Source organism: Acinetobacter sp. YH12155, from assembly GCF_013418255.1.
GTDB lineage: Bacteria > Pseudomonadota > Gammaproteobacteria > Pseudomonadales > Moraxellaceae > Acinetobacter > Acinetobacter indicus.
In genome coordinates this window covers 113,089-135,561 of the sequence record NZ_VPCK01000001.1, presented here as the reverse complement: position 1 = coordinate 135,561, position 22,473 = coordinate 113,089, and the positions used below count along the sequence as shown (strand labels likewise).

Here is a 22,473-nt window from a genome sequence, read left to right as displayed (position 1 = left end):
GGAGTCGTGACCGCATGAACAGATCTTTATATGGCTTGAGTGCTGTGGCAACAGCACTGGCCTTGACCTCAAGCTGGAGTTGGGCTGCGCTGCAGACCACGCCGTATATCGCGCTGCACAGCAGCCCGAAATACAGCCAGCTTGCGGCCATGCCCTATGCCAATCCGCAAGCACCGAAAGGTGGCATACTGAGTCAGTCCAGCAATGGCACTTTTGACAACCTGAACAGCATGAACGGTAAGGGCAGTGCGACCGATGGGGTGAATTATCTGTTTGATTCGCTCATGACCAGCTCGCTAGATGAGCCGGGGGTGATGTACCCACTGCTGGCAGAAAAAGTGACTTATGATCCGAAGCAGACCAAGTTTGTCATTTTTCATCTGAATCCAAAAGCACGTTTTAGTGATGGCACCCCGGTTACCGCGGCTGATGTCAAATTCAGTTTTGATACCTTCCAGAGCAAATCTAATCCGGGTTTGCAGATGTATATTGCCGATTTGGATAAAACCGAGGTCTTATCCAGACATCAGGTCAAAATGACCTTTAAATCCGATAACAACAGTGAAATGCCGCTGATTTTATCGGCCTTACCGATTTATTCCCAGAAAGACTGGCAGGGCAAGGACTTTAGCCGGATTACCTTGCAGCCGATGCTGGGGTCAGGCCCGTATCTGATTGAACGGATTGATGCCGGACGCAGTATTACTTATAAGCGCAATCCGAACTATTGGGGCAAAGATCTGCCGGTAAATAAGGGCCGTTATAACTTTGACCGGCTTAAATTTGTCTATTACCGCAATATGGATGTGGCCTTTGAAGGCTTTAAGTCGGGCCAATACACGCTGCATGAAGAATATACCGCGCGCAAATGGGTGACGGAATATCAGTTCCCGGCAGTGAAAGCGGGGATGGTGGTGAAATATAAGTTCCGGCATGAAAACCCGGTACCAACACAAAGTTTTGTGTTTAATACCCGGCGTTCACCGATGCAGGATATTCATTTCCGTCAGGCGCTCAGCCATGCCTATGATTTTGAATGGCAGAATAAAGCCCTGTTTTACGGACAGTATCAGCGTTTGCAAAGTTATTTTAGCAATAGCGAACTGGAAGCCAAAGGTCGTCCAAGCGCGGCGGAGCTGGCACTGTTAAAGCCGTATTTAAAACAGTTGCATCCGGTGCAGCGTCAGGGGGTGCTGGCCAACTGGAAATTCCCGGTCAGTGATGCCAGCGGTTTTAACCGCAGCGGTCTGCTCAAAGCCCGGCAGATCCTGCTGAATGCCGGCTATCGCTTCAAGGATGGCCGTTTGCTTGATCCGAAAGGCAACACCATCCAGCTGGAATTTTTAATTCATCAGGATGGCTTGCAGCGTACTTTAATGCCTTTTGTGCGCAATTTAAAACGTCTGGGGATTGTGGTGAATATCCGTCAGGTCGATGTGCCGCAATATATTGAACGGATGCGCCGGGCAGAATTTGACTTAAGCACCATGGTCTTGCCACAGTCCTTAAGTCCGGGCAATGAACAGGCGCAATTCTGGAGCAGCACCGCGGCAGATCAGCCGGGTAATTATAATTATGCCGGCATCAAGAATCCGGTCATTGATGACATCATTCAGAAAATTATCTACGCGCCTGACCGCCAGCAGCTGATTGTCCGGACCAAAGTGCTGGACCGTTTATTACGCGCTGGTTATTACCAGATTCCGACCTATGGCAAAGGCGAGCACTGGCTGGCCTACTGGAATATGTACCAACAACCGAAAATAAAACCAAAACTTTCCATTGGACTTGATTACTGGTGGAGTGATGCAGCCGGGGCGCAAAAAGTAGCCCAGTATCTGCGTAAACAATAAGCTGGCTTTGCCACAAGGATGCTGAGCGCATGGGAACCTATATCCTGAAACGTGTGTTGCTGATTATTCCCACACTGTTTCTGATTTTGCTGATTAACTTTATTGTGATCCAGATTGCCCCGGGCGGTCCGGTCGAGCAGGCAATTCAGCAGGCAGAAGCCTTTCAGGGCATGGGCGGGAGTGGCAGTGCCGAAACTGCTGCGGCCGGTTCAACGCCCTATCAGGGCGCCAAAGGTCTAAGTGATGAAATGGTGGCTAAAATTGAAGCGCAATATGGGTTTGATAAACCAATTCATGAGCGTTTCTGGCTAATGCTGAGCAGCTATCTGCAATTTGATTTTGGCACCAGCTTTTTTAAAGACAAGCCGGTGACCCAGCTGCTGTGGGAAAAACTGCCGGTATCGCTGTCTTTAGGATTGTGGAGCACCTTGCTGATTTATCTGGTGTCTATTCCACTCGGGATAAAAAAAGCCCGTCAGCATGGTCTGATCTTTGATAAAGCCACGTCTATTTTGCTGGCCATTGGCTATGCCATTCCGGCCTTTGCTTTTGCGATTTTATTGATTGTATTTTTTGCCGGTGGTTCCTATTTTCAGTGGTTCCCGCTACAGGGATTGGTCTCGGAAAACTTCGATCAGCTGAGTCTGCTGGGTAAAATCAAAGACTATTTCTGGCATATGACCTTGCCGCTGCTGGCGATGGTGATTGGTGGATTTGCCGGGTTGACCTACTTAACCAAATACTCGTTTATGGAAGAACTGAATAAACAGTATGTGCTGGCGGCACGCTCCAAAGGCCTGACCGAATCGCGGGTGCTGTATGGCCATGTTTTTCGTAACGCCATGCTAATTGTGATTGCTGGCCTGCCGGAAGCATTAATTGGGATTTTCTTTGTCGGTAACCTGTTTATTGAAATTATTTTTAACCTCGATGGTCTGGGATTGCTGGGCTTTGAAGCGATTGTACAGCGTGATTATCCAGTAATTTTTGGCACCCTGTTTATTTTTACCTTGTTAGGATTAGTCCTCAGACTGATCAGCGATGTGCTGTATCAGGTCATTGATCCACGGATTAATTTTGAATCACGGGGGGCCAAATAATGTCTCCCTTGATGCAGGCGCGGCTCCAGCGTTTTAAACAGAACCGGCTGGGATTTGGCTGTTTTATCGCCTTTGCTCTGATTTTTATTTTGTCCTTAGCGGCCGAGCTGATCGCCAATGACAAGCCGCTGCTGGTCAAATATGAAAACAGCTTATATATGCCGGTGTTCAAGGCTTATCCTGAAACCACTTTTGGCGGGGTCTTTGAAACCGAAGCAGAATATAAGGACCCGGCCGTGCAGCAGCTGATTCAGGACCAGGGCTGGGCCATCTGGCCACTGATTGAATATTCTTATCAATCGCCGAATTTAGAGCTGGCTGTGCCGGTGCCGTCACCACCGACCAGCGATAACTGGCTCGGGACCGATGATCAGGGCCGAGATGTACTGGCGCGGATTCTCTATGGCCTGCGGGTATCACTGCTATTCGGATTTGCCTTAACGCTGGCCTCTGCTGCACTTGGCATTATCGTCGGGGCGATACAGGGCTATTATGGCGGCTGGGTCGATTTGCTGGGACAGCGGATTCTGGAAGTCTGGGGTGGTTTACCAATGCTGTTCATGGTAATGATTCTGGTCAGTATGTTTAGCCCAAGCGTGTACTGGCTGTTTCTGATTATGCTGCTGTTTGGCTGGCCGACCCTGGTTGGACTGGTCCGGGCCGAATTTTTAAGGGCACGTAATTTTGATTATGTCCGTGCTGCCCGCGGTCTGGGTGTGAGTGACCGTACCATCATGTTCCGGCACATCTTGCCGAATGCCATGAGTTCGAGTCTGTCGCAACTACCTTTTATGCTGACCGCGAATATTACCGCGCTGACTGCACTGGATTTCCTCGGCTATGGTTTGCCGCCCGATGCCGCATCGTTAGGCGAACTGCTGTTACAGGGCAAAAATAATTTAAATGCGCCGTGGCTGGCATTGTCGGGCTTTTTTACCCTGGCGATTGTTTTATCTTTACTGATTTATATTGGAGAGGCGACCCGTGATGCATTCGATCCAAGACGCCAGTAAGCGCACGCCGGTGCTGACGGTACAGCAGCTCCAGATTCAGCATCAACAGCAGCTATTGGTGCACAATTTAAGTTTTGAATTGCACGCTGGCGAAACGCTGGCGCTGGTCGGTGAAAGTGGTTCGGGTAAATCGGTGAGTAGTCTGGCCTTGCTGGGCTTGTTGCCGAGTCAGCTACAGATTCAGGGGCAGGCACTGTTTCAGGGGCAGGATCTGCTACAGCTGAATCCGGTACAACTACGCCAGATTCGCGGCCAGCGCATTGCCATGATTTTTCAGGAGCCGATGACGGCATTAAATCCGCTGCATCGGGTGGAAAAAATTATTGGCGAAAGCCTGCTGTTACAGGGGCATTCCAAGGCGGAAACCCGGCAACGCATGCTGCAATTGCTGCAAGATGTTGGCATTCCCCAGCCGGAAGATAAACTGAAGCGTTATCCGCATGAACTGTCTGGCGGGCAGCGCCAGCGGGTGATGATTGCCATGGCCTTGGCGCTTGATCCGGACATCCTGATTGCCGATGAACCGACCACTGCGCTGGATGTAACTTTACAGGCGCAAATTCTGGATCTGCTGCAAAGCTTACAGCGCAGCCGGCAGATGGCCATGATTTTAATCAGCCATGATTTGAATCTGGTGCGGCATTATGCCGATCAGGTCATTGTCATGAACAAAGGCCAGGTCGAGGAGCAGGGGCCGGTTGAACAGGTCTTTCATGCGCCGCAGCAGGCCTATACCCGGGAACTGCTGCATCATGATTTTGGTCAGGCTTTACAGGTAGAGGCGACTCAGCCTTTATTGCAACTGCAACAACTGGGTGTGAAGTTTCCCATCAAGCAGGGTTTACTCAATCGGGTCAAAGATTATTTTGTCGCGGTGGAGCCGCTGGATTTAAATCTGGCCCAAGGCGAATCCATCGGTATTGTCGGGGAAAGTGGTTCCGGTAAAAGCTCGCTGGCGCTGGCGATTTCGCGTTTAACTGCCAGTGAGGGAAAAATTGATTTGCTGGGCCAAGACTTGAACCAGCTTTCGGAAAAGCAGCTGCGGCCATTACGCAGTGAATTTCAGATTGTATTTCAGGACCCGTTTAGCAGCCTGAATCCGCGTTTAAATGTCGAGCAGACCATTGGCGAAGGGTTGGCCTTACAAAAGCTGTCAGCATCCGAAATTCAGCAGCGTATTGATCTGGCACTGGAAAAAGTTGAATTGCCGGTCAGTTTTAAAACCCGTTATCCGCATGAACTATCCGGTGGACAGCGGCAACGGATTGCACTGGCACGTGCGCTGGTGCTGAAACCGAAACTGCTGATTCTGGATGAGCCGACCTCGGCGCTGGACCGCACCACACAACGCGCCATCGTTAAACTGTTGCGGCGTTTGCAGCAGCAGGAGCAGATGAGCTATCTGTTTATCAGCCATGATTTGCAGGTGGTCAAGGCCTTGTGTCAGAAGGTATTGGTGCTGAAACATGCCAAGGTGATGGAATTCCAGCGTACTGAAGATCTGTTTGCACAGCCACAAACTGACTATACCCGGCAGCTGATTCAGGCCAGTCAATACTAAGCGGTAACGATTTTTGACAATACGAGTTGTCAAAATCTGCTTGACCATTGGGGTAATTCAATGGAGTATTTGCTCTAGACCACAATGTCAGGATTGACCAATGAGCCAGATTGCAGATCAGCTTCAAATTAGAAAGACCACATTTAAAAACCGCATCATTAAAGGCGCTATGAGTGAGGCGCTGGCCAATACGGCTGGTCAGCCGAACCAGTTACATTTGGGCTTATATGAGGCCTGGGCCAAGGGTGGGCTGGGCTGTGCCATTACAGGCAATGTCATGGTGGATATTCGCGCCAAAAATGAACCGGGCGTGGTGGCCATTGAGTCAGAACGTGATCTGGCCAAGTTGCAACAGTGGGCACAGATTGGCAAGCAGTATGGCATGGTGCAACTGGTGCAGCTGTCGCATCCGGGACGGCAATGTCCGAAAGGCCTGAACAAAGAAACCGTCGCGCCTTCCGCCGTACCGTTTAGCCCGGCCTTGGCCACCACCTTTGGCACACCGCGTGAACTGCGTGAAGATGAGATTCTTGATATTATCCAGCGCTTTGCCCGCGCAGCGCAGATCTGTGAGCAGGCCGGTTTTGAAGGGGTGCAGCTGCATGGCGCACATGGCTACTTAATCAGCCAGTTTTTATCACCCCTAACCAATAAACGTCAGGATCGTTGGGGTGGTTCGATTGACAACCGGATGCGCTTTTTGCTGGAAATTTATCAGGCGGTGCGCGCCGCGACCTCTGACGATTTTATTATTTCGGTCAAGCTGAACTCGGCGGATTTCCAGCGCGGTGGTATTAGTGAGGAAGATGTGATTCAGGTCTTTAAAGCGATTGATGCTGCCGGAATTGACCTGATTGAAGTATCGGGGGGGACTTATGAAGCACCGGCTATGGCTGGAGTGAAAGCGGAAAAACGCAAAGCCTCAACTCTGGCGCGTGAAGCCTACTTCTTGGAGTTTGCAGAACGGATCCGTCAGGAAGTTCGTTGTCATTTAATGGTGACCGGCGGTTTCCGGACCGTACAGGGCATGAATACGGCACTGGCCAGCGGCGCCTGTGATTTTATCGGGATTGCTCGCCCATTTGCGGTGGAGCCAGATCTGGCGCATCGTTTGCTGGCAGGGCAAGATGTGCGTTATGGTGTCGATAAAATTAAGACCGGCATTCCACTGGTCGATAAAATGGCGATTATGGAAATTATCTGGTATGCCGCGCAGTTTAAGGACATTGCCCAAGGCAAACAGCCGAATCCAAAACTCTCGCCTTTAAAAGTATTTTTTAAATATTTAAAAGGCAATTTGACCGCGGTAATTAAAGGGCAGATTAACTCGCGTAAATCGGCCTAAACAGAAATGGGGAATGAGGGTGATCCATCCCGATTCCCTATCTACGCTTTATTCAGCCTTTTTGAGCATTTCCATCCATATTCACAGGAGATTGTATGAAGTGGATGAGGATCTGGGTGCAGGTGGTATGACTGTTTTAAACGGGTGATAGTATTTTTCCTAGCTCCCGTTCTGTACAAATAAAAAGTTGCAGCAATAAAAAAGCCCAAGTCGCAATGCTTGGGCTTTTTTATGAATCACGTGTGTGACCCGAATATGGCGTCCCTACGGGGATTCGAACCCCGGTTACCGCCGTGAAAGGGCGATGTCCTAGGCCTCTAGACGATAGGGACAGTGCAGAAGAATATTTTAAACCGCTTCTTTTGATTGGAAGGAGTGGCGTCCCTACGGGGATTCGAACCCCGGTTACCGCCGTGAAAGGGCGATGTCCTAGGCCTCTAGACGATAGGGACTTAATAAAATATTACTTCTGAAATTGGCGTCCCTACGGGGATTCGAACCCCGGTTACCGCCGTGAAAGGGCGATGTCCTAGGCCTCTAGACGATAGGGACGTTTCAGAGGTGGGCGTATATTAGGGTGAAAAAAGGAGGGTGTCAAACGCTTTTCTACAATTTTCTGGCTGCAAGGCTTTTAAGCGAATAAATTTAGAACAATTTGCATAAATCAGGTGAAAATTCCCTCAATTTAAGCACTTTCTAGCAGTAACTCGACCAAGGCCTCTAAGACTTGGGGATGCTGTAAATAGCCATAGACTTCATGAGGACGATCTACCGGAGTTTGTACCTGCTGGTTCAGAATGGCCGGTTTAAAATGAAACGGTGGTTCCGACAGTGGAAAGGCGGTCAGAAAATCATCCGGAGAATAAAAATTAATCCAGTCGCCATGCAGGGCAGTGGGGCGCTGAATCGGCTGTTGTAAATGCTCCTGAATCACCCGAAAGGCCAGCGGCGAACCGAGGGTAATAAAGCGTGCAATATTCAGTTCCGGATACTGAATTAACAGATTATAGGCAATTACCGTGCCTAAGGAATGCGCCAGAATAATATGGGTGTCATCCTGACAGAGCTGGGCATAAATCCGGCTGTGTACCTCTTGAATAAAATGCGGATCGGCCAGGTATAAATAGGCTTCGACCAGAAATTTATGCAACAAGCTGGCATACAGTTTGGGAAAATAATTGATCAGCCGGGCAAAATCACGCAGTGCAATATCCCGGCTTAAGGCACTGAGCCATTTCAGTTTCTGGTTAAAGTTGAGCGCATCATAGACTTGCAGATGCGGAATATTGCAATCGCCGGGGCGATGTTCTTCCACCATTGTGGTCGGTTTTTGGATTTTGACTGGATGTAGCAGTGGAAAATGCGGCCAGTGCTGCGGCATCAGGGTGCTGGCATTTAAAGTATTTTGCAGATGATGTTTGGAGAGCAGATCGCCATAAAACGGCATGCAGATGGCCTGTTTTAAATCGGCAAAAAATGGGACTGCTGGCTGCGTTTTAAACCCTGCTCCAGTATTGATAACCACAGTCGACGCAGTGAATCGGCAGTCTGGTGTTGCTGATTCATCCCATGAATGCAAATAATATTCATTGTAGGGCCAGCATGTGAATAAGAATGGCTTTATTTAACAGTATAGATAAAAAAAGAGCGGCCGGGGCCGCTCTTTACTGCAAATCCTGATTAGATTTTTTTATGATAAAAACGGTAATAGCTGATATAGCAGGCTGCAATAAAGATTAAACAGCCAAAGAAACTGATGCGCATGGATGGATCAAACACCATACTCAAACAGGTAATCAGACAGAATACAAAGCCCAGAATTGGCACAATCGGGAACAATGGTGCGGCAAAGCCCAGCTCTTTCACGCTACGACCCTGTTTATACCATTCACGGCGGAAGTTGAAATGACTTAAGCAGATACTCATCCAGACCACCACCATGGTAAAGGCCGCAATACCGAGCAGGTTGGTAAAAATCAGCTCAGGTGCAAACTGCTCAGACAGCAAGCCTGGCATTGCGCCCAGCATGGTGACCATCACTGCCACATAAGGAATACCACGCGAGTTGACCTTGGAGAAAACCTGCGGCAACTGCTTCTGATACGACAATGACCACATCATCCGCGATGCTGCAAACAAACCTGAGTTGGCGGCAGACAGTAAGGCGGTAATAATCACGAAGCGGATAATATCTTCTGCGTATGGAATCCCGATGTGCTGGAACACGGTCACAAATGGACTGCTACTCACGCCCTCAGCGGCCAGACCGGCTTCCTGATGCGGCAATAACGCAGTCACAACCAGAATGGTTCCGACAAAGAAAATCAGCAGGCGGAAAATTGCGGTGTTGATGGCTTTTGGAACGTTTTTGGCCGGGTCTTTGGTTTCACCAGCGGCCACACCAATCAGTTCGGTGCCAGAGAAGGCAAAGTTCACAATCAGCATGGTGGTGAAAATCGGGAATAAACCTTCCGGGAACCAGCCCTGTGCGGTTAAATTGCTAAACAGCGGCGCAGATTCATAGCCCTGATAGCCGATCACGCCGAAAATGGCCAGCAGACCGAGCAGAATAAAGGCCACCACGGTCACGACTTTGACCAGTGCCAGCCAGAATTCGGATTCAGCAAACCAGCGGCTAGACACCATATTTAAGGTAAAGACAAATACCCCAAAAATAATGGTCCATAACCACATCGAGATGTGCGGGAACCACTCCTGCATCAGCAGGGCGGCTGCGGTAAATTCAGTCCCCAGGGTGACTGACCAGGTTAGCCAGTACAGCCAGGTGACGGTATAGCCTGTTCCGGGTCCAATATAACGTTTGGCATAAGCACCAAAAGAACCGGATTCAGGCATATGGACAGCCAGTTCGCCCAAACACAGCATAACCATGTAAGCGATCACGCCGCCCAGAAAATAAGCAAGAATGGCACCTACAGGCCCCGTTTGTGCAATGACTTCACCCGAACCTAAAAATAAACCAGTTCCGATTGCACCACCAAGTGAAATCATAACCAGATGTCGAGTACTCATAGCGCGTTTTAAAGGCGCAGAATTGCCCTGATGCGTAGCATCATTCGGAGAATGAGATGTCTGCATAAGAGTAGGAGAATAAAAGAATAGAGAAGCAGGCTATTGTAGAGAAAAACTACAAATCTGCAATCAATAATCAAAACAATTGGGTTAGAAGTAATCGTCTGGCGCGATTTAGATGGCGTCCCTACGGGGATTCGAACCCCGGTTACCGCCGTGAAAGGGCGATGTCCTAGGCCTCTAGACGATAGGGACGTTGCGAGGTGAGGGCTATATTAGGGATTTGCCTCAAAGATGTCAATTTGATGACGGGAATAATTCCACGATTTGGATTTATTTGTCTAAAAAGTATCTGTTTAGGCTGTTGGAAAATTTATCGTTTGATGATGGCCACCCGGTTTTTAATAAGCACTTCAATCTGCACCGTATTTTAACCCATGAGCATCTGCACGACTCATCGCACCGGAGATAAAAAAGACCACATTTAGTGGTCCGGGGTTTGGTACTCAGGCGCTTGTGGTTGCGGCGCGGCCTGTTCAGCCGGTGCGGGCGCTTGTGGTGCTTTGCTATCACGCGACACAATGTACAGATAAAGCGCCGAAGGCAGCAAAATAATCAGAACCAGGAAAATCTTTTTTAACATTGTCTTATAAAAAAAGCATGGGAAATTACTGCAATTATAGCGGATGCACAGTCTAAAAGTGCAAGCCTGTGCATATTTCCACGCTAGAATTTAAAGGTCACATCGGCAATAAACTGCCGGCCAATGTCGGGCTGGGCGCTGCCGCTGCTGTCAATAAAGCTGTTGGCGCGGTTGGTGACATTGTTAATAGTCAGACCCAAAATGGTTTGAGTATTTTTAAAAGATGGAATCCGGTAGCTGGCTTTTAAGTCCCAATAAAACTTGTTCTGGGTGGTGTACGGCGTATAGGCATCATGCTGCACGCCCTGTGCGTCGGTATAGCCTTTGGCCTCACGTTTTAGGGCATCAACTTTACCCTGATAACTCAGGAAATGGCTGAGCGTTAGCGGCAGGCGGTCAAACTGCATCTCCCAGTTCAGACGCACGGTCCACGGCACATGAAACTCATGGGCAGGGCGATCCTCGGCATCAATCAGTTGCCCCTTATAATAGACTTGCGGGGTGGCGGTCAGAATATCGGTACTGTCGTAATGATCAAAATTGCGCGTGGTTTCGGTATAGTCTGCATTCAGGGCCAGACGATGCTGTGCACCTAAAAATGCCAGTGGCGCCAGGTTGCGGATGGAAAGTGAATAAATATCGGATGCAGAGCGACCGCGATTGTCATAGCTATAACTCAGATCTTCCAGATTCATTTTAGTTTTACGTAACTGGTCCTGATTGTCACGGTTGACCCATTTCAGGCTGAGTGCGGTATTGTTCAGTTTGGAACTCAGGCCGAGTACGGTTTCATCGCTATACGGGGTTTGTAGCTTGGAGCGATAGGTGAAACTGGTCTTTCCTGCAGTTTTGGGTGTCCAGCCTTGTTCCAGCTGCGCGCGTGTATATTTTTGCTCAAACTGGTCAATCCGGTCATTCAGTTCATTCACAAATGCATTTAGCCCGTAATAGCGGTTCCAGCCACCCAACAGGATTAAGCGCTCATTACCAAAAGGACGGATTTCTAGTGCGGTTCTGGGGGCAACATTGTTCTGTTTGTGAATGGAGTCATAGTCATTCCGGAAGCCAAGGGTCGCGCTCAGATACTGATTCCAGTGAATCTGGTCTTCAATAAAGGCATGCCAGCGATCCTGACGGATATCCAGCTGACCGGTATAATAGCTGGTTTTGCTACTTAAATACTGGCCCTGATATTTACCATCCAGACTCGGTGCAGTATCACAGGCATCATAACTTGTACCATTATCAGACTGGCAGTCGGCACCGTTTAAATTTAAAGGCGTAGCATATACGTGGGCAGTTTCAGGACGTTGCCAGTAAGCAGCATAATGGCCATAGCCGGCCCCGATTTTAAACTGATGCCGCAAAGATGCGGTTTCAATCGGCTCAAACAGGGCTTTAATGGTGTATTCCAGCCGGCTTTCTTGCTGGTTTAAGGCGCCCATATGACCTTCAAAGCTATATTTGTCCTTGCCCCAGTTTTTGCTGCTCGAGTTGAGCCAGCTATAGTGATTCTGGGCAGCCTGACGTCCCGCTTGCTGGCGTTGATAGTTCAGCTGCTGGGTCAGCAAGACACTGTCGAGCTGGTTGTTCAGATTAAAATACAGGTTCTGGCTGTTCGAGTGCTGGGTCGATTCAGAATCACGGATATTGGATTTAAAATACAGTCCATCATTTTCCAAAAAGCTCGCACCCAGCTTAAACGAAGTACGTTCAGAGGGATCATAAAATAATTCCACACCGGCATTGCGGGCCTGACGCTGCTGTTCAAATTGCCCTGATTCGGCAAAATCTGTTTTTAAGGGAATGGCTGAATGCCGGTATGAAGCAAAGGCATTAAAACCCCATTGCTCACTGAGCCGACCATAACTGTTCAGGCTGATGCCCTGTTTGGTGAAGTAGGGCTGTGCCGACTCATCGGTCGAATCTTCAAAAGCATCCCGGCTGTCCTGAGAGGGGAAATTGACTTTTGACCAGGCATCTGAGGTGTAGTCATAACTGAGCGAACCGTGAATTTTGCCAATTTCAGTTTGCGGAGCGCAGGTTTCGGCAGAAACCACGCCGCCGGTAAATTCTCCATATTCCGCCCCGACATTACTGTCTAACACGGTCAGTTTACACAGTAGGTCGGTATTAATGGCAGCAGTCTGTGAATTGCCCATTAGCTGGTTGGGATGATTGGATTGCTGTGCGCCCACCGGATTAATCGTATTGTTGATGGAGAGGCCATTGATCAGAATCTTGTTATCGTAAGCCAATCCGCCATTAATACTGATATCGGCCGCGTTCAGTTCACCTTGCTGCAAGCTGCTGCGAAAGCGGTGACCGAGCTGCACGTTCGGATTCACCTTTAAAAATTCGGTGATGTTCTTGCTGCTATTCGGGCTTTTCTTTAAATCTTCCTGTTTATAGACTGTTTTTCCCAGCGCATTTTCCTCTTTGGCCTCGACCACAATGGTCGACAGTTTGAGCGAGGGAGAGAGGGTGATAGGTTCTGATTCTTGAATCTGTTCAGCAAAACTAAGGGAGCTGAAGCTGCTTAAAATGGCCACAGACAAGCTGGAATAGGCAAAACGCATGAGATGTGTTTTTTGTAAAAGATAATGCAAGCGATTATCATTAACTTGATGGGCTTAATCAATAGAAATGAGAATTATTTGCAATAATAGCTTAAATAAACAACAGTGCTGTGCAAAGAAGAATGAATAACAAACAGGAGGGGAGAGAAATGAGATGGCGTCCCTACGGGGATTCGAACCCCGGTTACCGCCGTGAAAGGGCGATGTCCTAGGCCTCTAGACGATAGGGACGTTTAGAAGATGGCGGTATCTTATTGATCCGCCACCAAGGTGTCAAGTAGATGCGGGGTGAGTTTGTTTAAAATATAACAGAACAGTTCCGCGGTCTTTTGTGTGTCGTACAGGGCAGAGTGCGCTTCTTTGCCATCAAATTCAATGCCGGCCTGAATACAGGATTTGGCCAGTACTGTTTGACCGAACATCACCGCGCTTAAGGTTACGGTATCGAGTACGGAAAAGCTGTGAAACGGATTCTGGTTTTTGGTACTGGTACGGGCAATGGCCGCCTGTAAAAAGCCCAGATCAAAATGCGCATTGTGGCCGACCAGCACTGCATGAGTACAGTTCTGCTGGCGACGCACTTCATTCACGGATTTAAAAATACGTTTCAGCGCCGTTTTTTCATCTTCAGCCATGGCCATACGCATCGGGTTGAACGGATCAATCCCGATAAAGTCGAGTGAACGACGGTCCAGATTGGCCCCTTCAAACGGATTAATATGCGCATGATAGGCCTGACCCGGAACAAAATGGCCTTCCGCATTAAACACAATCGGAATGGCGGCTATTTCAAGTAAGGCATCGGTTTGCGAATTAAAACCTGCTGTTTCGACATCGACCACAACAGGTAAGAATCCACGGAAACGCTGACCAATTAAAGGTAGAGTTTCGTCTGTCACACTTTTCTCCATTGGATGGTTTGACCGGCATATAGCGGAACAATCTGTTCACCATCCAAATAGTCTAAACTTGCAGGAATCACTTGGTCTTCTTTAACCAGGGTAATCGTACCAGTATTACGCGGCAAACCATAGAAGTCTGCGCCAAAGTGGCTGGCAAAACCTTCTAGGCGGTCCAGTTTACCGACCTGGTCAAAGGCTTGCGCATACAGCTCAATGGCGGTTGGTGCGCTATAGCAGCCGGCACAGCCACAGGCATTTTCTTTGGCATTTTTAGAATGCGGCGCACTGTCGGTTCCGAGGAAGAATTTCGGGTTGCCACTGGTCGCCACTTCCAGCAAAGTCTGCTGATGGGTTTGACGTTTTAAAATAGGCAGGCAGTAGAAGTGCGGTTTAACTCCACCAACCAGCATGTCATTGCGGTTAAACAGCAAATGCTGCGGAGTAATGGTAGCCGCTACGTTACGGTCCTGCTCCAGGACAAAGTGTGCTGCTTCGCTGGTGGTGATGTGTTCTAGCACCAGTTTCAGTTTCGGGAACTGTTTTAATAAAGGTGCCAATACTTCATCGAGGAAGCGTTTTTCACGGTCAAAAATATCGACATGCTGATGGGTCACTTCGCCGTGTAACAGCAGCGGCACCTGATGTTCTTCTAACTGTTCAATCACCGCATAGACTTTACGGATGTCGCTGACACCATTGTCCGAGTTGGTGGTCGCACCAGCCGGATACAGCTTGATGGCATTGACATGCTCGGAGTCTTTAATTTTTTTCACTTCGGCTGGCGAAGTCTGATCGGTGAAATACAGTACCATGCGCGGATCAAACGCCACGCCTTCTGGCACATGCGCCATAATGCGTTCACGATAGCTGATCGCTTCTTCCACGGTTTTTACAGGCGGGACAAGATTCGGCATACAGATCGCACGTGCAAACTGTTTGGCAAGATCTGGAACTGTACGTTTTAATGCTAAACCGTCACGTAAGTGAGCATGCCAGTCATCTGGCTGTAAAAGAGTAATCGTATTCAAGGTGATGCCGATCGAAAAATAAATGGAATGATAATCTATAAACCTGACAATGATAACGTCAAATCTAGACAAAAGATGCCTTATATTGAATTAATTTTTATCATTTTGTGTTATTTTTAAGCGACTATAAAAATTATATTTTATGTCAATGGAATACAAATATAAGCTTGTCCAATTGCAATACGACAAGGAAAAAATAGAGGCACTGATTACCCGGCAACGACGCAGCGCGGGTCAGGTGTTTCCGAAACAGCTGGAACAGGAATTCTGGCAGCAGTATTTGGAGCGTGCCCGGCATAATATTAACCAGTATTTCTGGTCGGGGGTGCTGGTCTATTTTATTCTGACCATGCTGGTCATTCCCGGGGATTACTGGATTATCCAGCCGCAACATTTCTGGCATGATTTTATCCGCTGTCTGCTCGGGCTACTCAATGGTGGCCTGTGTCTGCTGACGCTGTTTTTCTTTGCCCATTATAAAATCCTGCGGCGCTATTTTGCCTATGCCGCCATGGCGCTGGTGTTCTGGGCCATCCTGTCGATGACCTGGCTCACCATGACCGTGTATACCGAAGCACTGAAATATCAGGCCATGATGATCATCTGTATCATTTACATCATGGGCTATGTGCTGACCGGGGTAAAACCATTTCATATGCTGCTGACCGGATTAATGGCAGCAGTCATGACCATGGTCATGCTGTTTACCTTTTACATTCCAATTGATGTGATGGTGATGGCGCGGGTGCTCATCGGCAGCGTAGTGATGGGTTTTTTAATGAGTAAAATGCTGTGTACCCGAGAGCGGATGATCTTTCTGGTGATGCAGCAGGCGAAACTCGGCGAGAAAATTAACCGGATTAACAGTGAAGAATTGCTGCATTTAAGCCAGCATGATGCACTGACCAAAGTGTCGAACCGGCGCAACTTTGATGAAATGCTGAACAGCTATTATGAGCAGGCGCGGCATGATGAACGGCCCTTGTCCTTGCTATTTATTGATGTCGATTTCTTTAAGCTGTTTAATGATTTTTATGGCCATCAAAAAGGTGATGAAGTCATTTCATCAGTGGCCAAGTCCATTAAAGACGCGATCCGGCATATGGATTTTGTGGCGCGTTATGGCGGCGAAGAATTTGTGGTGTTGCTGCCTGAAACTGATGCGCATGGTGCTTATGCGGTGGCGTCAAATATTTTTAGGGCGATTGAACGGCTGGCCATTCCACATGAAAAATCCAGTGTGTCCGATATCATTACTATTAGCCTGGGTTTTACCGTGTATAAAGGCGAGCTCGAGATTTCCAAGGATGATCTGATTAGCCGTGCCGACCAGGCGCTGTACCGGGCGAAAAAACTCGGCCGGAACCAGATTTATTATCAGACCGCGCAGGTCAGCGATATTCTGCAAGGTTTAGAATAAATCCCAAACAGCAAGTACAAAAAAACCGCCCCGAAGGCGGTTTTTTCATAGAGACAACTTATTTCTTGTCTTTTAATTGTGGAACAGCAGAACCTGTACCCACGGCCAGTAAACCGGCACCGGTATAAATGCCAAGTTTTTGACGGGTATCGGTAATGTCCAGGTTACGCATGGTTAACTGACCAATACGATCCATTGGCGTGAACATTGAATCACCTTTTTCCATGGTCAAACGCTCAGCTTCATAGGTGAGGTTTTCAGATTCAGTGTTCATAATCGTGTAGTCATTACCACGACGCAGTTCTAAAGTCACCGTACCAGTAATGGCTTTCGCAACCCAACGCTGTGCAGTTTCTCGCAGCATCAGTGCTTGAGAATCGAACCAGCGGCCTTGATACAGTAAACGGCCTAAACGTAAACCGTTAATACGGTATTGTTCGATGGTGTCTTCGTTATGAATACCTGTCACTAAACGCTCGTAAGCGATGTGCAGCAGCGCCATACCCGGAGCCTCGTAAATACCACGAGATTTCGCTTCAATGATACGGTTTTCGATCTGATCCGACATCCCCAGACCGTGACGGCCACCAATGCGGTTGGCTTCCAGAATGAACTCTACCGGATCTTCGATACGACGGCCATTCAGTGCAACCGGGAAACCTTCTTCAAAGGTAATTGAAACTTCTTCAGGTGCAATTTCAACGTCATCTTTCCAGAACGCAACGCCCATGATTGGCTCAACAATCTTGATACCGGCATTCAGGTATTCCAGATCTTTGGCTTCGTGCGTTGCACCCAGCATGTTCGAGTCAGTCGAGTAGGCTTTTTCTTTTGACATTTTATAGTCGAAGCCGTTGTCGATCAGGAACTGTGACATTTCTGCACGGCCGCCTAGCTCATCAATAAAGGTCTGGTCTAACCACGGCTTGTAAATTTTGAGCGCCGGGTTGGTCAGTAAGCCGTAACGGTAGAAACGCTCGATGTCGTTACCTTTATAGGTTGAGCCATCACCCCAGATGTTCACGTCATCTTCTTTCATCGCTGTAACCAGCATGGTACCGGTAACGGCACGGCCCAGTGGTGTGGTGTTGAAGTAAGGCACACCACCTGTTGAAATGTGGAACGCGCCACACTGAATTGCGGCAATACCTTCAAGTGCAAGCTGTAAACGGCAGTCGATTAAGCGTGCTTTTACTGCGCCATAGGCTTCTGCTTTCTTCGGAATAGCATCGTAATCATCTTCATCTGGCTGACCCAAGTTTGCTGTGTAGGCATAAGGTTCAGCGCCTTTTTGTTTCATCCACAATAAAGCAGCAGAAGTATCTAGACCACCAGAGAAGGCGATACCCACTTTTTTGCCTACTGGTACGCTTTGCAAGATCGTTGCATTATCAGTCATTGCGAGTCCTAACTTATGAATATAGGCAACCAAAATGGTGGCCAAGGAGAATTCGAAAATGGCGCTATTGTAGCACTTTTCCGAAACGATGTTTTCTGAAAAATTTGCTTTCTGAAAAAAGTTAGACTTTTTTCATCGGTTTCAGTTTATTTTCGGCCACAGCAGCCCATTCCTGGCTTGAGTATGATAGAACAATTCATAACCATAGAGAGGAAATGCCGATGCAGCCCAATGTCACACCGCCCCCATTGATCTCCAACAATAACCGCAATGAAACCCTGGCGCTGGTTCATGGTATTTATGCCGGTTTACTCAGTTTTAGTGCGGTGGTGTTCCTGTATCTGGAATATCAGCAGCGCAGTATTGCCACAGTCAATTTAGTGATTGTGATGGCCTTGATGCTGCTGTTGATTTATCTGAATATCAGCGCCTGTTTAAAAGTGAAACGGGGCGATGGTGAAGGACGCACACTGTCGCGTATTTTGGCCGTGCTAATGTTATTAAGCTTTCCAATTGGCACGGTGCTCGGTGCAATTGCACTATGGAAAAGCAGCAGCAAGCAGTGGCAGAACTGACATTGGCAGTTTGTCATGATAATTTTTTGAAAATGCCATAAACAAATAATAAAAAATCGCTACAGTATTATGCAACAAGTTGCAAAGCCAGCGTACAGGAATACATGATGACAACAAGCTATGCACATCTGCTCAGTCCATTACATTTAGGTTTTACTACCCTGAAAAACCGGGTGGTGATGGGGTCCATGCATACCGGTCTGGAAGACCGTTTTTATAATTATCCGAAACTGGCGGCCTATTTTGGTGAGCGTGCCAAAGGCGGCGTTGGCCTGATTATTACGGGCGGGATTTCCCCGAACCGTCAGGGCTGGTTATTACCGGCCGGCGGCACCATGAATACCTTGGGGGATATTGCACCGCATCGACTGGTGACACATGCGGTACATAAGCATGGCGCCAAAATCCTGTTGCAGATTCTGCATGCCGGCCGTTATGGCTATCAGCCTTTTGTGGTGTCGGCTAGCCCGATTAAATCGCCAATTTCACCATTTAAACCGCGCCAACTCAGCGATAAACAGATTTTAAACACCATTCAGGACTATGTGAAAACCGCCAGTCTGGCCAAAAAAGCCGGTTATGATGGCGTGGAAATCATGGGTTCTGAAGGCTATTTGCTAAACCAGTTTTTAAGCCGTCATGTCAATCAGCGCAATGACCGTTGGGGTGGCCCGATTGAAAACCGAATGCGCTTTGCTGTGGAAATTGTCAAAGCCATTCGTGCAGAAATTGGCGATAAGTTTATTATCTGTTTTCGTCTGTCGATGCTGGATCTGGTACATGATGGCAACACTATGGATGAAGTCATCACGGTAGCCAAAGCTTTGGAACAGGCTGGTGTGACTTTACTGAATACCGGTATTGGCTGGCATGAAGCGCGTATTCCGACCATTGTGACTTCGGTGCCGCGCGCGGCATTTGTGGATTACACCGCAGCCGTGAAACAGCAAGTGTCGATTCCGGTGATTGCTTCTAACCGGATTAATATGCCAGATACGGCCGAAGAAATTCTGGCAGCGGGCAAAGCCGACATGATTCAGATGGCGCGTCCTTTACTGGCCGATGCTTTCTGGGTCAATAAAACAGCCACCAACCGGGTCGATGAAATCAATACCTGTATTGCCTGTAATCAGGCCTGTCTGGATCATACCTTTAAAAACCAGCGCGCGACCTGTCTGGTCAATCCGCGTGCAGGTTATGAAACCGAACTGGTCTATGTTAAAACCAAACAGCCAAAACGAATTGCCGTGGTGGGCGGTGGAGTCGCTGGTATGTCTGCTGCAACGGTGGCTGCAGGCCGTGGTCATCAGGTGACATTATTTGAAGCCAATGCCGATGTCGGCGGGCAGTTTAATCTGGCCAAAGTGATTCCGGGCAAAGAAGAATTCCACGAAACCATCCGCTATTTTAAGGTGCAGCTGGAAAAAACTGGCGTAGATGTACGTCTGAATACCAAAGTTAACCGCGAGCAGCTGGAACGTGAAGGTTTTGAGGAGGTGATTGTTGCCACTGGTGTGGTGCCACGTACACTCAACATTCCGGGCAGCGATTTACCCCAAGTTCTGTCTTATGCCGAAGTGCTGAATGGCGCGCCTGTCGGTCATAAAGTGGCGGTAATTGGCGCTGGCGGCATTGGCTTTGATGTGTCCGAGTTTTTATTAAAACCGGAGCAGCAGCCACAGCCGCAACCTGTGGAGGACTGGAAACGCGAGTGGGGCGTCGATTTAAATCCACACTATGTATCTGAAGGCGGTATGCAGGCACCGGAAATTCATCCCCCTGTGCGTGAAATTTATTTGTTGCAGCGTAAAACCACGCCATTGGGTGCCGGCTTAGGTAAAACCACCGGCTGGGTGCATCGTGCACAACTGAAAAAGTACGGCGTACGCATGTTACGCGGGGTGCAATATAAAGCCATTGGTGATGAAGGCTTATGGGTAGAAATGGATGGCCATGACCAGTTATTGCGAGTCGATACCGTGGTGGTCTGTGCCGGGCAGGAATCTGTTAAAGAGATTATGCCGGAAAATGGCCAGCAGACCTTGGCGCAATATCACATTATTGGCGGGGCAAAACTGGCGGCGGAACTGGATGCCAAGCGCGCCATTCGCGAAGGTGCTGAATTGGCCGCCAAACTTTAAACATTTGATGAAACAATATTCGTTTGAGTCACTTGAATGTAATTTTTACTTGTCAGATGGAAAAAAGCTTCGTATTATGGCGCACATGGAAGCGTGGCAGAGCGGTTTAATGCACCGGTCTTGAAAACCGACGAGGGTGTGAGTCCTCCGTGAGTTCGAATCTCACCGCTTCCGCCAAATTCAAAAAGCCCTGACAGTGTCAGGGCTTTGTTGTTTCTAGGCTTATGCAACGTAAGCCTGTAGTAAGCATTATAAAAACTTGGTTTGAGTTTAAATTATTGTTCAAGACTAAATACAATCTCAAATTGGATACCGTCCCAAATAGTTAATTCACCGATCCAATCGGTTTTTGCATTAAATCTTTTTGGGTATTGACTGCCATCTTTACCATCTAAAATATTCTGAAAATCCGAGCTTTTATCGAGCATAGCTATAATTGGTCTAATTTTTAATTTTTCTTCTAATGCAAGATCAAGGTTTTTCTTAAATTCATTACGTCCATTACCAGACCATCTATCAATACGGTCACGATAAACTTGTTTTCTTTCAGTTGGATGTTTGGACATTAAAGGTTTATGACCCCATAAACTAACAATTAGTTCATTATTAGAGCTAATTGAGGATACTGACCAGTTTGGATTTTTTAGATCAGCATCAAATTTTTTAAACTCAGAAACGATACCCACAATAATACTCATATTCAAATTTACCCTTATTTAAGATATGCTGATCGGCATAAATTACAAGTATTTAAGGTTAATAAATGTCTGATACTCCGACTGTTTGGGGTGTACACATGGGTGTACATGTTGGAACTGAGCCAGTTGAAAAAAATTACATTGGAATTGGTTGGTCAGAGCTAGGTGATTTAAGTCAGATTGATGCTGATAGGGAAGCTTTTAAATTTGCTTTGCAAGCAAAGCAACCTGATTCTTCAATGCCTTCTATCCGAACTCAGGTAGCCACAATTTACAGATTTATGCATGTGGTAAAAACTGGAGATTATGTAGTATACCCATGCAAATCGGATAGATTGGTCTATATTGGTATTATTAGTGGTGATTATGAGAGGGCTAATTCTGAAGACGAAGATGCTTATTTAAATCGTCGTCCTGTAACATGGCTAACACCTAATGGAGTTCCACGTAACAATTTTTCTCAAGTAGCGTTATATGAAATTGGTGCTTACATTACGTTGTTTGAAATTAAAAAAACAGCAGGAGATTTTTTAAATGCTGTAGGTATTGAATACCAAGCTACAATAAATAAAGACCCAATAGTTGAGTTACAAGAGCAAGAATTAGAACAAGAAGAAATACCTGATGATGAAACAGTAACTAAAGTAATTAATGAATCAGCAAAATATTCAACTGAAGATTTTATTATTCGTAGATTACATCAACATTTAAACGGTTATCAGTTTGAAGAATTTGTCGCTCATTTGCTTGAATGTATGGGTTATGTGGCTAGGGTTACTCAGCGGTCAGGTGATGGTGGTGTTGATGTTATTGCTCACAAGGATACACTTGGCTTCGAACCCCCTATTATTAAGGTTCAATGTAAAAAAACTTTAACATCTAATGGCTTACCTGAAATAAATCAACTTTTAGGTACTCTTGAAGATGGAGAATATGCTTTATTTGTTAATCTTGGAAGTTATAGTAATCAAGCAAAGAGTAAAGCTACGAATAAATCACGATTAAGACTTATTGATGGTAAAGAGATTGTAGAGTTAATTTATCGTTATTATGAAGATTTTAAACCACAATATAGAGCCTTAATCCCTTTAAAGCAGGTTTTTATTCCTGATATTGGTGACTAACTCCTAGTATCGTCAACTAGTTGTTGTTGATGTGGTACAGCAATAGCTTCCCATTCATC

General features: G+C 47.3%; 16 protein-coding genes, 6 tRNA genes and 1 pseudogene. 10 read left to right on the top strand and 13 right to left on the bottom strand.

Annotated features, from left to right (window positions below):
- The first annotated feature begins 14 nt into the window (after positions 1-14).
- The 5 genes from FTU86_RS00660 to FTU86_RS00640 all read left to right on the top strand — a co-directional run bounded on the left by FTU86_RS00660 (position 15) and on the right by FTU86_RS00640 (position 6,872).
- Entirely contained in the window at positions 15-1,853 is a 1,839-nt protein-coding gene (locus FTU86_RS00660) for an extracellular solute-binding protein (RefSeq protein WP_180048289.1), read from the top strand.
- Between the two features lie 29 nt (positions 1,854-1,882).
- Positions 1,883-2,953: a microcin C ABC transporter permease YejB gene (locus FTU86_RS00655; protein ID WP_005179212.1), complete on the top strand. Its 1,071-nt coding sequence runs from the start codon at positions 1,883-1,885 to the stop codon at positions 2,951-2,953.
- The gene (locus FTU86_RS00650) at positions 2,953-3,966 is read left to right on the top strand and encodes an ABC transporter permease (protein WP_163170277.1); all 1,014 of its coding nucleotides are present in this window, start codon (positions 2,953-2,955) and stop codon (positions 3,964-3,966) included. The genes FTU86_RS00655 and FTU86_RS00650 overlap by 1 nt, the downstream gene beginning before the upstream one ends.
- The gene (locus tag FTU86_RS00645) at positions 3,941-5,527 is read left to right on the top strand and encodes an ABC transporter ATP-binding protein (RefSeq protein WP_180048288.1); all 1,587 of its coding nucleotides are present in this window, start codon (positions 3,941-3,943) and stop codon (positions 5,525-5,527) included. The genes FTU86_RS00650 and FTU86_RS00645 overlap by 26 nt, the downstream gene beginning before the upstream one ends.
- A gap of 100 nt (positions 5,528-5,627) precedes the next feature.
- Positions 5,628-6,872: an NADH:flavin oxidoreductase/NADH oxidase family protein gene (locus FTU86_RS00640; protein ID WP_168383206.1), complete on the top strand. Its 1,245-nt coding sequence runs from the start codon at positions 5,628-5,630 to the stop codon at positions 6,870-6,872.
- Between the two features lie 256 nt (positions 6,873-7,128).
- On the opposite strand, the gene FTU86_RS00635 is transcribed toward FTU86_RS00640, so the two are convergent.
- From FTU86_RS00635 to pyrC, 11 genes and pseudogenes are all read right to left on the bottom strand, one after another.
- Positions 7,129-7,204, bottom strand: a tRNA-Glu gene (locus FTU86_RS00635).
- 44 nt (positions 7,205-7,248) lie between these two features.
- A tRNA-Glu gene (locus FTU86_RS00630) sits at positions 7,249-7,324 on the bottom strand.
- A 24-nt stretch (positions 7,325-7,348) separates the two neighbouring features.
- A tRNA-Glu gene (locus FTU86_RS00625) sits at positions 7,349-7,424 on the bottom strand.
- 133 nt (positions 7,425-7,557) lie between these two features.
- Positions 7,558-8,462, bottom strand: a pseudogene (locus FTU86_RS00620) (alpha/beta hydrolase).
- Positions 8,463-8,552: 90 nt separating this feature from the next.
- On the bottom strand, positions 8,553-9,971 hold the full coding sequence (locus FTU86_RS00615) for an amino acid permease (RefSeq protein ID WP_005179201.1): 1,419 nt from the start codon (positions 9,969-9,971) through the stop codon (positions 8,553-8,555).
- 113 nt (positions 9,972-10,084) lie between these two features.
- Positions 10,085-10,160 (bottom strand) — tRNA-Glu (locus FTU86_RS00610).
- Between the two features lie 229 nt (positions 10,161-10,389).
- Complete coding sequence (locus FTU86_RS00605) at positions 10,390-10,548, bottom strand: hypothetical protein (protein WP_016659224.1); 159 nt, start codon at positions 10,546-10,548, stop codon at positions 10,390-10,392.
- 83 nt (positions 10,549-10,631) lie between these two features.
- Positions 10,632-13,127: a TonB-dependent siderophore receptor gene (locus FTU86_RS00600; RefSeq protein ID WP_180048287.1), complete on the bottom strand. Its 2,496-nt coding sequence runs from the start codon at positions 13,125-13,127 to the stop codon at positions 10,632-10,634.
- 155 nt (positions 13,128-13,282) lie between these two features.
- A tRNA-Glu gene (locus FTU86_RS00595) sits at positions 13,283-13,358 on the bottom strand.
- Between the two features lie 20 nt (positions 13,359-13,378).
- A complete protein-coding gene (gene rnt / locus FTU86_RS00590; protein WP_075167718.1) occupies positions 13,379-14,038 on the bottom strand; it encodes a ribonuclease T in 660 nt (219 codons plus the stop codon).
- Positions 14,023-15,057, bottom strand: coding sequence for a dihydroorotase (gene pyrC / locus FTU86_RS00585; RefSeq protein ID WP_034597856.1), 1,035 nt, complete (start codon positions 15,055-15,057; stop codon positions 14,023-14,025). Before pyrC ends, rnt begins: the two co-directional genes overlap by 16 nt.
- A 148-nt stretch (positions 15,058-15,205) precedes the next feature.
- Here pyrC and FTU86_RS00580 point away from each other — a divergent pair, with 148 nt between their 5' ends.
- Positions 15,206-16,477: a GGDEF domain-containing protein gene (locus FTU86_RS00580; protein WP_168398808.1), complete on the top strand. Its 1,272-nt coding sequence runs from the start codon at positions 15,206-15,208 to the stop codon at positions 16,475-16,477.
- Positions 16,478-16,535: 58 nt separating this feature from the next.
- On the opposite strand, the gene argG is transcribed toward FTU86_RS00580, so the two are convergent.
- Entirely contained in the window at positions 16,536-17,876 is a 1,341-nt protein-coding gene (gene argG, locus FTU86_RS00575; protein ID WP_005179184.1) for an argininosuccinate synthase, read from the bottom strand.
- 221 nt (positions 17,877-18,097) lie between these two features.
- On the opposite strand from argG, the gene FTU86_RS00570 reads away from it, so the two are divergent.
- From FTU86_RS00570 to FTU86_RS00560, 3 genes are all read left to right on the top strand, one after another.
- Positions 18,098-18,451 (top strand): hypothetical protein, encoded by a 354-nt coding sequence (locus FTU86_RS00570; RefSeq protein WP_005179182.1) that lies wholly within the window; start codon positions 18,098-18,100, stop codon positions 18,449-18,451.
- 104 nt (positions 18,452-18,555) lie between these two features.
- A complete protein-coding gene (locus FTU86_RS00565) occupies positions 18,556-20,592 on the top strand; it encodes an NADPH-dependent 2,4-dienoyl-CoA reductase (RefSeq protein ID WP_180048286.1) in 2,037 nt (678 codons plus the stop codon).
- A gap of 87 nt (positions 20,593-20,679) precedes the next feature.
- A tRNA-Ser gene (locus FTU86_RS00560) sits at positions 20,680-20,769 on the top strand.
- 98 nt (positions 20,770-20,867) lie between these two features.
- Here FTU86_RS00560 and FTU86_RS00555 read toward each other — a convergent pair.
- Complete coding sequence (locus tag FTU86_RS00555) at positions 20,868-21,290, bottom strand: hypothetical protein (protein ID WP_005242960.1); 423 nt, start codon at positions 21,288-21,290, stop codon at positions 20,868-20,870.
- Positions 21,291-21,355: 65 nt separating this feature from the next.
- On the opposite strand from FTU86_RS00555, the gene FTU86_RS00550 reads away from it, so the two are divergent.
- A complete protein-coding gene (locus FTU86_RS00550) occupies positions 21,356-22,414 on the top strand; it encodes a restriction endonuclease (RefSeq protein ID WP_227591480.1) in 1,059 nt (352 codons plus the stop codon).
- Positions 22,415-22,473 lie beyond the last annotated feature (59 nt).

Excerpts from the sequence above, each read along its gene's own strand:
- FTU86_RS00660 (WP_180048289.1), top strand. The coding sequence starts at position 15 with ATGAACAGATCTTTATATGGCTTGAGTGCTGTGGCAACAGCACTGGCC.
- FTU86_RS00655 (WP_005179212.1), top strand. The coding sequence starts at position 1,883 with ATGGGAACCTATATCCTGAAACGTGTGTTGCTGATTATTCCCACACTG.
- FTU86_RS00650 (WP_163170277.1), top strand. The coding sequence starts at position 2,953 with ATGTCTCCCTTGATGCAGGCGCGGCTCCAGCGTTTTAAACAGAACCGG.
- FTU86_RS00645 (WP_180048288.1), top strand. The coding sequence starts at position 3,941 with ATGCATTCGATCCAAGACGCCAGTAAGCGCACGCCGGTGCTGACGGTA.
- FTU86_RS00640 (WP_168383206.1), top strand. The coding sequence starts at position 5,628 with ATGAGCCAGATTGCAGATCAGCTTCAAATTAGAAAGACCACATTTAAA.
- FTU86_RS00615 (WP_005179201.1), bottom strand. The coding sequence starts at position 9,971 with ATGCAGACATCTCATTCTCCGAATGATGCTACGCATCAGGGCAATTCT.
- FTU86_RS00605 (WP_016659224.1), bottom strand. The coding sequence starts at position 10,548 with ATGTTAAAAAAGATTTTCCTGGTTCTGATTATTTTGCTGCCTTCGGCG.
- FTU86_RS00600 (WP_180048287.1), bottom strand. The coding sequence starts at position 13,127 with ATGCGTTTTGCCTATTCCAGCTTGTCTGTGGCCATTTTAAGCAGCTTC.
- rnt (WP_075167718.1), bottom strand. The coding sequence starts at position 14,038 with ATGGAGAAAAGTGTGACAGACGAAACTCTACCTTTAATTGGTCAGCGT.
- FTU86_RS00580 (WP_168398808.1), top strand. The coding sequence starts at position 15,206 with ATGGAATACAAATATAAGCTTGTCCAATTGCAATACGACAAGGAAAAA.
- argG (WP_005179184.1), bottom strand. The coding sequence starts at position 17,876 with ATGACTGATAATGCAACGATCTTGCAAAGCGTACCAGTAGGCAAAAAA.
- FTU86_RS00570 (WP_005179182.1), top strand. The coding sequence starts at position 18,098 with ATGCAGCCCAATGTCACACCGCCCCCATTGATCTCCAACAATAACCGC.
- FTU86_RS00565 (WP_180048286.1), top strand. The coding sequence starts at position 18,556 with ATGATGACAACAAGCTATGCACATCTGCTCAGTCCATTACATTTAGGT.
- FTU86_RS00555 (WP_005242960.1), bottom strand. The coding sequence starts at position 21,290 with ATGAGTATTATTGTGGGTATCGTTTCTGAGTTTAAAAAATTTGATGCT.
- FTU86_RS00550 (WP_227591480.1), top strand. The coding sequence starts at position 21,356 with ATGTCTGATACTCCGACTGTTTGGGGTGTACACATGGGTGTACATGTT.